Origin of the sequence: Enterobacter sp. 61D5, from assembly GCF_034107965.1 — a bacterium.
Taxonomy (GTDB): domain Bacteria; phylum Pseudomonadota; class Gammaproteobacteria; order Enterobacterales; family Enterobacteriaceae; genus Enterobacter; species Enterobacter cloacae_M.
Genome location: NZ_JAWNFK010000004.1, coordinates 161,208 through 171,613, shown reverse-complemented (window position 1 = coordinate 171,613; position 10,406 = coordinate 161,208). Strand labels below are relative to the sequence as shown.

General features: G+C 55.0%; 10 protein-coding genes and 1 tRNA gene. 7 read left to right on the top strand and 4 right to left on the bottom strand.

Annotation, left to right across the window (positions count from 1 at the left end; all coding sequences use genetic code 11):
* Window positions 1-23: 23 nt before the first annotated feature.
* Window positions 24-99 (top strand) — tRNA-Lys (locus UTM25_RS03740).
* A gap of 188 nt (window positions 100-287) precedes the next feature.
* On the top strand, window positions 288-629 hold the full coding sequence (locus UTM25_RS03735) for a FlxA-like family protein (RefSeq protein ID WP_194400302.1): 342 nt from the start codon (window positions 288-290) through the stop codon (window positions 627-629).
* Here UTM25_RS03735 and UTM25_RS03730 read toward each other — a convergent pair.
* Window positions 626-1,561, bottom strand: a complete 936-nt coding sequence (locus UTM25_RS03730) for a LysR family transcriptional regulator (protein WP_194400300.1) — start codon at window positions 1,559-1,561, stop codon at window positions 626-628. The genes UTM25_RS03735 and UTM25_RS03730 overlap by 4 nt on opposite strands.
* Window positions 1,562-1,650: 89 nt before the next feature.
* Between UTM25_RS03730 and UTM25_RS03725 the strand changes: the two genes are divergently transcribed.
* Window positions 1,651-2,646, top strand: a complete 996-nt coding sequence (locus tag UTM25_RS03725; RefSeq protein ID WP_047060698.1) for a bile acid:sodium symporter family protein — start codon at window positions 1,651-1,653, stop codon at window positions 2,644-2,646.
* Here the strand turns inward: UTM25_RS03725 and UTM25_RS03720 are convergent.
* The 3 genes from UTM25_RS03720 to zipA form a co-directional block, all read right to left on the bottom strand.
* Window positions 2,643-2,858 carry a DUF3820 family protein gene (locus tag UTM25_RS03720; protein ID WP_121931860.1) on the bottom strand — a complete coding sequence of 72 codons (216 nt, stop codon included), beginning with the start codon at window positions 2,856-2,858 and terminating at the stop codon, window positions 2,643-2,645. The two genes, UTM25_RS03725 and UTM25_RS03720, sit on opposite strands and share 4 nt — an antisense overlap.
* Window position 2,859: 1 nt before the next feature.
* The gene (gene ligA / locus UTM25_RS03715; protein ID WP_194400298.1) at window positions 2,860-4,875 is read right to left on the bottom strand and encodes an NAD-dependent DNA ligase LigA; all 2,016 of its coding nucleotides are present in this window, start codon (window positions 4,873-4,875) and stop codon (window positions 2,860-2,862) included.
* 69 nt (window positions 4,876-4,944) lie between these two features.
* On the bottom strand, window positions 4,945-5,928 hold the full coding sequence (gene zipA, locus UTM25_RS03710) for a cell division protein ZipA (protein WP_194400296.1): 984 nt from the start codon (window positions 5,926-5,928) through the stop codon (window positions 4,945-4,947).
* A gap of 230 nt (window positions 5,929-6,158) precedes the next feature.
* Between zipA and cysZ the strand changes: the two genes are divergently transcribed.
* From cysZ to ptsI, 4 genes are all read left to right on the top strand, one after another.
* On the top strand, window positions 6,159-6,920 hold the full coding sequence (cysZ, locus tag UTM25_RS03705) for a sulfate transporter CysZ (RefSeq protein WP_194400294.1): 762 nt from the start codon (window positions 6,159-6,161) through the stop codon (window positions 6,918-6,920).
* 163 nt (window positions 6,921-7,083) lie between these two features.
* Window positions 7,084-8,055: a cysteine synthase A gene (cysK, locus tag UTM25_RS03700; protein ID WP_014884739.1), complete on the top strand. Its 972-nt coding sequence runs from the start codon at window positions 7,084-7,086 to the stop codon at window positions 8,053-8,055.
* 317 nt (window positions 8,056-8,372) lie between these two features.
* On the top strand, window positions 8,373-8,630 hold the full coding sequence (gene ptsH / locus UTM25_RS03695) for a phosphocarrier protein Hpr (protein ID WP_000487600.1): 258 nt from the start codon (window positions 8,373-8,375) through the stop codon (window positions 8,628-8,630).
* Between the two features lie 44 nt (window positions 8,631-8,674).
* On the top strand, window positions 8,675-10,402 hold the full coding sequence (gene ptsI, locus UTM25_RS03690) for a phosphoenolpyruvate-protein phosphotransferase PtsI (protein ID WP_023332954.1): 1,728 nt from the start codon (window positions 8,675-8,677) through the stop codon (window positions 10,400-10,402).
* Window positions 10,403-10,406: the final 4 nt, after the last annotated feature.

Genomic DNA, 10,406 nt, shown 5'->3' with positions numbered 1-10,406 from the left:
AGCCCGTCATCGCCCACCATTTCGGGTCGTTAGCTCAGTTGGTAGAGCAGTTGACTTTTAATCAATTGGTCGCAGGTTCGAATCCTGCACGACCCACCAATGTAAAAAAGCGCCCTAAAGGCGCTTTTTTGCTATCTGCAGTTTGTCTACTTTCGCCTTCCAGTACACTTTTACCACATCATTAATACTGATTATGTATAGATGTAACTCCCTGCCAGATATGGCAGTTTTGCTCAAGCTAATCCCGTTGGTGCCGATACCTCTGTTTTATAACGCGAGGAAATACTATGACGACCATTCAGGCTTCAACCCAAATGATTCAAACCAGCAGCGGTGGGAGTGGTGCTTCTGGCAGCAACGACATCGCTTCCCAGATCAGCAGTATTATTGACAAGATCAATAAGCTGACTCAGCAGCTAAAAGAACTGGCGAACAACACCGGCAGCGCTGATGAGAAGAAGAAGCAGCAGGAGCTTATTCAGACCCAGATCAAAGTGCTGCAGGCGCAGCTCGCCGCGCTGCAGCGCCAGCAGGCCGAAGAGGCCCAGAAGAAGCAGGAACAAAAACTGGGCAAAGTGGAAGGCGTGAATAGCCCATCAGACACTAATCAAATTGATATCTACATCTAATCTTCTGATGCGTTAAACAGTGGATCGCGTATGCGGGCCTCGGTTAATCGCTGTGCCTGGATACGCACCACTTCCCAGATAGCCTGCGCCGCCCCCGAAAGTGAACGATTTTTTCGCCGCACCAGCATTAGCTTTCGCTCGACAACGGGCGTCAACCGCTTCACGGCCAGTCGACTTCCCTGCGGTAGGGGAAGCGCCAGGGCGGGCAACACGCTGATGCCAATCCCTGCTTCCACCATGGGAAACAGCGTTGCCGGGTGCCCAATCTCCTGCACGATCGTTGCCTTTACGCCCTGATTCACCAGCGCGGAATCAATCAGCGGACGGCTGCCCGAGGCATAATCCTGTAAAACCAGGTTCGCGCCGGTCAGGGACTGCCAGCTGACCTCCGGTAACGCGGCCAGCGGGTCGTCGTCACGGCAGAGCAGCAAGAATGGCTCGGAAAGTACGCTTTCGCACGCCAGGTCGCTCGCCTGGCCGGGATCGATAACAATACCAAAATCCACATCGCCCTGACGGATGCTCTCCAGCACCCACTGTTGCGGCCTGTCATGCAGGACAAAATCAATGTCCGGGTAGCGATGATTTCCCTCGGCAATACACTGCGGGATAAGGTGCGCTGAGATCGTCTGGCTGGCCGCGACGCGCACAGTCCCCGAAAGCTGCTGACCCAGCCTCCCCACGTCTCTGAGCGTGCTGTTCAGCTCATCCAGCAATCGTTCAAGACGCAGGGCGAGCTGCTGCCCCGCTTCGGTCAGCACCACTTCGCGCGTGGTGCGGTCAAGTAACTTCACCCCGGTCTGATTCTCCAGCTCTTTCACGCTGTGGCTGACCGCCGACTGGCTCAGGCCGATCGTCTCCCCTGCCCGGCTAAAGCTGCGGGCGTGAGCGACGGTGACGAAAATACGAAGCTGACGTAAGGAATAATTCATCTGTTTTATTCATGAATGGATGCAATAAATCAATTTTATTTCTCAAATAGAAAAAAGCACAATAGCGACATCTGTTTTCAGGAGTCATTATGAAACTATTTCGTATTGTTGATCCGTTTACGCTTACCCTGGTTGTTACCGTTTTACTGGCCTCGTTTTTCCCCGCCCGCGGGGGCTTCGTCCCGTTTTTTGAAGGGCTGACGACGGCCGCCATCGCGCTGCTGTTCTTTATGCACGGCGCAAAGCTCTCGCGCGAAGCGATTATTGCCGGCGGTAGCCACTGGCGGCTGCATCTCTGGGTGATGTGCAGCACGTTCATTCTGTTCCCAATCCTCGGAGTGCTGTTTGCCTGGTGGGCGCCGGTTAACGTCGACCCGGCGCTCTACACCGGTTTCCTGTATCTCTGTATTCTGCCGGCTACCGTACAGTCCGCCATTGCCTTTACCTCTCTCGCGGGAGGAAACGTGGCGGCCGCGGTTTGCTCGGCATCGGCATCCAGCCTGTTAGGGATTTTCGTTTCCCCGCTGCTGGTGGGCCTGCTGATGAACATGCACGGCGCGGAAGGCAATCTCGAGCAGGTTGGAAAAATCTGCCTGCAGCTGCTGCTGCCGTTTGTCCTGGGACATCTATCCCGTCCATGGACCGGGGCGTTCGTGGCGAAGCACAAAAAATGGATCTCCAAAACCGACCAGTCGTCGATTCTGCTGGTGGTCTATTCCGCCTTCAGCGAAGCGGTCGTGAACGGGATCTGGCATAAGGTAGGCGCAGGCTCGCTGTTGTTTATCGTGGTAGTCAGCCTCGTCCTGTTGGCGATTGTGATTGCGGTAAACGTCTTTGTGGCACGCAGGTGCGGCTTCAGCAAAGCGGATGAAATCACTATTGTCTTCTGCGGTTCGAAGAAAAGCCTGGCTAACGGTATCCCGATGGCCAATATTCTGTTCCCGACCTCGGTGATTGGGATGATGGTGCTGCCGCTGATGATTTTTCACCAGATCCAGCTGATGGTCTGCGCGGTGCTGGCGCGTCGCTACAAGCGCCAGACCGAAAAGCTGGCGCAGGAAGAGACCCGCGCCGCGAAGGCTTAAGGACGTTTCAGGGGATGAACCAGCTGGGTCAGCCCCTCGGTTTTGATCAGTAACGTGATAGCCATCAGCTCGCCCAGCCGCCCTGCCGGGAATTCATCCTTGCGGGCAAACCACAGCAGATACTCCTCCGGCAAATCAATCAGCCTGCGGCCCTTGTATTTACCGAACGGCATCTCCGTATTGGCAATCTCAACGAGCTGTTCTTTCTCCACGTTACTCTCCTAACAGACGCATCATTTCCGCTTCGTCGATAACCTCAATGCCGAGCTCCTGGGCTTTCGCCAGCTTAGAGCCCGCCGCTTCCCCGGCGATCACCAGGTCGGTTTTCTTCGACACGCTGCCCGCCACTTTGGCCCCCAGCGACACCAGGCGCGCTTTCGCATCGTCGCGTGAAAGCTGGCTCAGGCTGCCGGTCAGGACTACCGTTTTACCGGCGAACGGGCTGTCGATCTCTTCGGCGTTAACCACCACCGGCGCGGGCCACCTGATGCCCTCCTCCAGCAGCTTGCCGATAACTTCACGGTTGCTCTCTTCGGCGAAGAAGTTAAAGACGTGCGTGGCGACCACAATGCCTACGTCAGGGACTTTCTGCAGCTCGTCGATGCTAGCCTTTTCCAGCGCCTCCAGCGTGCCGAAGTACGCCGCCAGGCCCGCGGCCGTCGCTTCACCCACTTCACGAATGCCCAGCGCGTACAGGAAGCGGGCAAAAGTGGTCTCTTTGGCAGCTTCCAGCGCGTTAACCACATTCTGGGCTGACTTTGGCCCCATGCGATCCAGACCGGTCAGTTTACCTGCCGTCAGCCTGAAGAGATCCGCTGGCGTATGGACATACTCTTTCTCAACCAGCTGATCGATAATCTTGTCGCCCATGCCGTCGACGTCCATCGCCCGACGGGAGACGAAGTGCTTCAGCGACTCTTTACGCTGCGCACCACAGATTAAGCCACCCGTACAGCGCGCCACCGCTTCGCCTTCAACACGCTCAACGTCGGACCCGCACACCGGACAGTGGGTCGGGAAGACGATCTCGCGCGTATCGGCAGGACGTTCTGACTCCACAACGTTAACCACCTGCGGGATAACGTCGCCCGCGCGGCGAATCACCACTTTGTCACCAATGCGCAGGCCGAGGCGTTCGATTTCATCGGCGTTATGCAACGTGGCATTACTCACCAGCACGCCCGCAACCTGCACGGGCTCCAGACGTGCGACCGGGGTAATCGCCCCCGTACGGCCGACCTGGAACTCCACGTCGCGAACGAAGGTCATCTGTTCCTGAGCAGGGAATTTAAACGCCACCGCCCAGCGCGGCGCGCGCGCCACAAAGCCCAGCTGCTCCTGCAGCGCCAGTGAATTCACCTTGATGACGACGCCATCTATATCAAAACCGAGCGTCGGGCGGTCCTCTTCCACCTTGTGGTAGAACGCCAGTACCGCTTCCGGCGAGTCGCAGAGCTGAACGCGGTTGCTCACCGGCAGGCCCCACGCTTTAAACTGCAGCAGGCGTCCGAGGTGCGTATCCGGCAGCTCGCCGCCCTCCAGAATACCGACGCCGTAGCAGAAGAAAGTAAGCGGTCGCTTCGCGGTAATACGCGGGTCAAGCTGGCGCAGAGAGCCTGCCGCCGCATTACGCGGGTTAGCAAACACCTTCCCGCCGGTGCGACGCGCCTCGTCGTTAATTTTCTCGAAGCCCGCCTGGGGCAGGAACACCTCGCCGCGCACTTCCAGACGTGCGGGAATGTTGTCACCCTGCAGCTTCAGCGGTATCGCGCGGATGGTACGCACGTTGGTGGTGATGTCTTCGCCCGTCGTGCCGTCGCCACGCGTCGCGGCGCGCACCAGCACGCCGTTTTCATAGAGAAGACTGACCGCCAGGCCATCCAGCTTGAGCTCGCAGCACCAGGTGAGGGAGTCGCTGCTTTTCAGGCGATCCTGCACGCGCTTGTTAAACGCGAGGAAGCTCTCTTCATCAAATACGTTATCCAGCGACAGCATCGGCACCTCATGGCGCACCTGGCTGAAAGCCCCCAGCGGCTCAGCGCCGACGCGCTGGGTGGGGGAATCCGGCGTGATAAGCTCCGGATGCTGCGCCTCTAATTCACGCAGCTCGCGCATCAGGCGGTCATATTCGGCATCCGGGACTTCCGGCGCGTCCATAACATGATAGAGGTATTCATGATGGCGAAGCGTGGTTCGCAGTTCAGTGAGTTGTTGTTCGATTGAGTCCATATCGCACCATCAATGAGAAAAAACCCCCGACAGGCGGGGGTTGAGGAGGAGTTGAAGTAAACGCGACGATTACGCGTTAGCTTCCTTGACTTCGCGGATGCGGTCCTGATACTCGCGCAGCTTCTGCGGGGTCATCATTCGACGCTGATCGTCAAGCACCACGCCACCGACTTCGTCAGCGATGTGCTGAGCGGACTGCAGCATCAGCTTAAAGTTTTGCAGTTCGTCGCCGTAAGAAGGCACCTGCATAAAGATAGTGACGCCCGGGGTCACGAAATCACCGGTCATTTCCGGATCAAAGGTGCCGGGGTTAACCATGTTGGCCAGGCTGAACAGCGCCGGACCGCTACCGTCAGGGCTCAGATGGCGATGGAAAATGTTCATATCGCCAAACTTGAATCCTGCCTGTTGAATACTGTTGAGCAGCACGTCACCATTGAGATGGCTGCCGTGATGCGCGGCCACGTTCATGATGATCACCGCTTCTTTACGCTGCGGTTTTTCAACAACCGGCTCTGGCTCTACAACGGGCTCAGGCTCAACGTGCGGGGCCGGAGCAGGCTGAGGCGCAGGCTGTACGTGAACAGGCTGCTGCGGTTGTTGTACCGGCTGATCAGGCTGTTGCTGCACGGGCTGCTGCACCGGCTGCTGTTGAACCGGCTGTGGCGCAGCAGGCTGCTGATAGACAGGCTGTTGCGGCGGCTGGCGCACCGGCTCTTCCACAGGCTGCGGCGCTGGCTGGCGCGGCTGCGCAGAAGCATACGGCGGTTGATACTGGTGCTGCGAAGGACGAGGCGCTTCATGCTCCCCATGGCCTGCGCCGGGCGCAGTATTGACCCGATGAACACGAACTTCACCCACGCCGTCGTCATCGCTGCCGTCGATGTCATCTTCACTGTCATCGTCGTCACGACTGGACTTCATGCGCTTCAGTGGGCGATCGCGGAACATCGAGGAACGCTCTTTACGGCTGGTCCAGAAACCATGTACCAGTAAAGCGATTATGGCGATCGCGCCAACAATGATTAATATCAGACGCAAATCCTGCATCATTATATTCTCTGTTGTTCTAACACCTTGCCACCACGGCAAACATTTACTCACTAAGAGTATTTGCCGTTTACGTCAAGTGCAAGTGTGTGCAGAGCATTCACAGCATAAAGATGAAGGAAATCGTGCTTTTTGCTGGTTTTTCGAACATTTCCGAACTGGTCATTGCTCCGTAAGTGGATAATATAGGCAGGCAATTCCACTGGTTGTGTAAAAAGGAGTACAGCCTGGCTATGGTTTCAACATCTTCTTCTCCCCCGCGCAGCGGGGTCTGGTATTTTTCTCAGGGCTGGAAACTGGTCTCCCTGCCGGGGATTCGACGCTTCGTGATCCTGCCGCTATTGATCAACATTATTCTGATGGGCGGCGCGTTCTGGTGGCTATTCACAAAGCTGGAGAGCTGGATCCCGTCGCTGATGAGCTACGTGCCGGACTGGCTGCAGTGGCTTAACTACCTGCTCTGGCCGGTGGCGGTAATCTCCGTGCTGCTGGTGTTTGGGTACTTCTTTTCGACGATTGCCAACTGGATAGCCGCACCGTTTAACGGTCTGCTGGCGGAACAGCTTGAAGCGCGGCTTACCGGTGCGACGCCGCCGGACACTGACGTGCTGGGGATCATGAAAGACCTGCCACGCATCATGAAGCGCGAGTGGCAGAAGTTTGCCTGGTACCTGCCCCGCGCGATTGTGCTGCTTATCCTCTACTTTGTGCCAGGCATTGGCCAGACGGTGGCACCGGTGCTGTGGTTTCTGTTCAGCGCCTGGATGCTGGCCATCCAGTACTGCGACTATCCGTTCGATAACCACAAGGTGCCGTTTAAAGAGATGCGCACTGCCCTGCGCAGCCAGAAGGTCGCCAATATGCAGTTTGGCGCGCTGACCAGCCTGTTCACCATGATTCCCTTCCTGAATCTGTTCATCATGCCCGTCGCCGTCTGCGGCGCGACGGTGATGTGGGTTGACTGCTACCGTGCTAAGCACGCGTTATGGAAATAATGCAAAAATGTGTAAAGCAGGGGTGGCTTATGCCGCCCCTTATTCCATACTGATCCCCATTATTTCCTTGCAGTATATAGATATGCGAATTCCTTACTTCCCCCTACCTGCTCAACAGGTATGCTGGGTCGGTATCCCAATTTCATACAGTTAAGGACAGGCCATGAGTAAGATTTATGAAGACAACTCGCTGACTATCGGTCATACGCCCCTGGTTCGACTGAACCGTATCGGTAATGGACGCATTCTGGCGAAGGTCGAATCACGTAACCCGAGCTTCAGCGTAAAATGCCGTATCGGTGCAAACATGATTTGGGATGCTGAAAAACGTGGCGTACTGAAGCCTGGCGTTGAGCTGGTGGAACCGACCAGCGGTAACACCGGTATCGCTCTGGCCTATGTGGCTGCCGCGCGTGGCTACAAGCTGACGCTGACCATGCCAGAAACCATGAGCATCGAGCGTCGTAAGCTGCTCAAAGCGCTGGGCGCGAACCTGGTGCTCACCGAAGGCGCGAAGGGCATGAAGGGCGCCATTCAGAAAGCTGAAGAGATTGTGGCCAGCGATCCGGCGAAATATCTGCTGCTTCAGCAGTTCAGCAACCCGGCTAACCCGGAAATTCACGAGAAGACCACCGGTCCGGAAATCTGGGAAGATACCGACGGCCAGGTTGACGTCTTTATCTCCGGCGTAGGTACCGGCGGTACGTTGACGGGTGTGTCACGCTATATTAAAGGCACAAAGGGTAAAAAAGACCTGATCACCGTTGCCGTTGAGCCAACTGACTCACCGGTTATCACCCAGGCACTGGCGGGTGAAGAGCTTAAACCAGGCCCGCATAAAATTCAGGGTATTGGCGCAGGCTTCATTCCGGGCAACCTGGATCTGAAGTTAATCGATAAAGTGGTAACAATCACTAACGAAGAAGCCATTTCTACCGCACGTCGCCTGATGGATGAAGAAGGCATTCTGGCGGGTATCTCTTCCGGTGCAGCCGTTGCGGCAGCACTCAAGCTTCAGGAAGATGAAGCCTTTACCAACAAGAATATTGTGGTTATCCTTCCTTCTTCGGGCGAGCGTTACCTGAGCACCGCACTGTTTGCCGATCTGTTTACCGAAAAAGAGCTGCAACAGTAGTGCCAGCATGTTAATAACGCGTAAAAAAGCACCTTTTCAGGTGCTTTTTTGTGGCCTGCTTCAAACTTTTGCCCCTCCTGCCATTGCTTCACCCCGTTGGGTCTGGTATTTAAACCAGCAATTATTTTGATGCGTGAAATTAATCGGTGAATGAAATAGCCTTGCTGAATCGATTTTATGATTTGGTTCAAGTCTTGCTTTCGCTGCATAATGTTTAATGACGATCGAAACGTCAGCGCTAACAATACAGGCTAAAGTTCAGTCGCCAGGCTAGACTTTAGTTCCACAACACTAAACCTATAAGTTGGGGAAATACAATGTTCCAGCAAGAAGTTACCATTACCGCTCCGAACGGTCTGCACACCCGCCCTGCTGCTCAGTTTGTTAAAGAAGCAAAAGGCTTCACTTCTGAAATCACTGTGACTTCCAACGGCAAAAGCGCGAGCGCAAAAAGCCTGTTCAAACTGCAGACTCTGGGCCTGACTCAGGGCACCGTTGTCACCATCTCTGCAGAAGGTGAAGACGAGCAGAAAGCAGTTGAGCATCTGGTAAAACTGATGGCTGAGCTCGAGTAAGTTTCCGGGTTCTTTTAAATATCAGTCACAAGTAAGGTAGGGTTATGATTTCAGGCATTTTAGCATCCCCGGGTATCGCTTTCGGCAAAGCACTGCTGCTGAAAGAAGACGAGATCGTCATCGACCGGAAAAAAATTTCTGCCGACAAGGTTGATCAGGAAGTTGAACGTTTTCTGAGCGGTCGTGCCAAGGCATCTGCGCAACTGGAAGCAATCAAAACTAAAGCTGGCGAAACTTTCGGTGAAGAAAAAGAAGCCATCTTCGAAGGGCACATCATGCTGCTCGAAGATGAGGAGCTGGAGCAGGAAATCATAGCCCTGATTAAAGATAAAGGCATGACGGCCGATGCGGCTGCGCATGAAGTTATCGAAGGTCAGGCAACTGCCCTGGAAGAACTGGATGATGAATACCTGAAAGAGCGTGCGGCTGACGTACGTGACATCGGTAAGCGCCTGCTGCGCAACATCCTGGGTCTGGCCATCATCGACCTGAGCGCGATTCAGGATGAAGTTATCCTGGTTGCCGCTGACCTCACCCCGTCTGAAACCGCACAGCTGAACCTGAAAAAGGTCCTCGGTTTTATCACCGACGCGGGTGGCCGTACCTCCCACACCTCTATCATGGCGCGCTCTCTGGAACTGCCTGCCATCGTAGGTACCGGTAGCGTCACCTCTCAGGTGAAAAACGGCGACTATCTGATTCTGGATGCCGTAAACAATCTGGTTTACGTCAACCCAACCAATGAAGAGATCGATAAACTGCGCGCGGTTCAGGAGCAGGTTGCGACTGAAAAAGCGGAACTCGCTAAGCTGAAAGACCTGCCAGCCATCACCCTGGACGGCCATCAGGTAGAAGTGTGCGCAAACATCGGTACCGTCCGCGACGTTGATGGCGCTGAGCGCAACGGTGCGGAAGGCGTAGGTCTCTATCGTACAGAATTCCTGTTCATGGACCGAGACGCGCTGCCAACGGAAGAAGAGCAGTTTGCTGCTTATAAAGCCGTGGCTGAAGCGTGTGGCTCTCAGGCGGTTATCGTCCGTACCATGGACATCGGTGGCGACAAAGAGCTGCCGTACATGAACTTCCCGAAAGAAGAGAACCCGTTCCTGGGCTGGCGTGCAATCCGTATCGCGATGGATCGTAAAGAGATCCTGCGTGACCAGGTTCGCGCGATCCTGCGTGCCTCTGCTTTCGGTAAACTGCGCATCATGTTCCCGATGATCATCTCTGTTGAAGAAGTGCGTGCACTGAAGAAAGAGATCGAAATCTACAAACAGGAACTGCGCGACGAAGGTAAAGCGTTTGACGAGTCAATCGAGATCGGCGTGATGGTGGAAACACCTGCGGCGGCGACCATTGCGCGTCATTTAGCCAAAGAAGTTGATTTCTTTAGTATCGGCACCAATGATTTAACGCAGTACACCCTGGCAGTTGACCGTGGTAATGATATGATTTCACATCTCTACCAGCCAATGTCACCGTCCGTACTGAACTTGATCAAGCAAGTTATTGATGCTTCTCATGCAGAAGGTAAATGGACTGGCATGTGTGGTGAGCTTGCAGGCGACGAACGTGCTACACTTCTGTTGCTGGGTATGGGTCTGGACGAATTCTCTATGAGCGCCATTTCCATCCCGCGCATTAAGAAGATTATCCGTAACACGAACTTCGAAGATGCGAAGGTGTTAGCAGAGCAGGCTCTTGCTCAACCGACAACGGACGAGTTAATGACGCTGGTTAACAAGTTCATTGAAGAAAAAACAATCTGCTAATCCA

What these genes read in the sequence shown, in the direction of transcription:
- ptsI (WP_023332954.1), top strand. Translation starts at nt 8,675, where the DNA reads ATGATTTCAGGCATTTTAGCATCCCCGGGTATCGCTTTCGGCAAAGCA.
- cysZ (WP_194400294.1), top strand. Translation starts at nt 6,159, where the DNA reads ATGGTTTCAACATCTTCTTCTCCCCCGCGCAGCGGGGTCTGGTATTTT.
- ptsH (WP_000487600.1), top strand. Translation starts at nt 8,373, where the DNA reads ATGTTCCAGCAAGAAGTTACCATTACCGCTCCGAACGGTCTGCACACC.
- cysK (WP_014884739.1), top strand. Translation starts at nt 7,084, where the DNA reads ATGAGTAAGATTTATGAAGACAACTCGCTGACTATCGGTCATACGCCC.
- ligA (WP_194400298.1), bottom strand. Translation starts at nt 4,875, where the DNA reads ATGGACTCAATCGAACAACAACTCACTGAACTGCGAACCACGCTTCGC.
- UTM25_RS03730 (WP_194400300.1), bottom strand. Translation starts at nt 1,561, where the DNA reads ATGAATTATTCCTTACGTCAGCTTCGTATTTTCGTCACCGTCGCTCAC.
- UTM25_RS03735 (WP_194400302.1), top strand. Translation starts at nt 288, where the DNA reads ATGACGACCATTCAGGCTTCAACCCAAATGATTCAAACCAGCAGCGGT.
- UTM25_RS03725 (WP_047060698.1), top strand. Translation starts at nt 1,651, where the DNA reads ATGAAACTATTTCGTATTGTTGATCCGTTTACGCTTACCCTGGTTGTT.
- zipA (WP_194400296.1), bottom strand. Translation starts at nt 5,928, where the DNA reads ATGATGCAGGATTTGCGTCTGATATTAATCATTGTTGGCGCGATCGCC.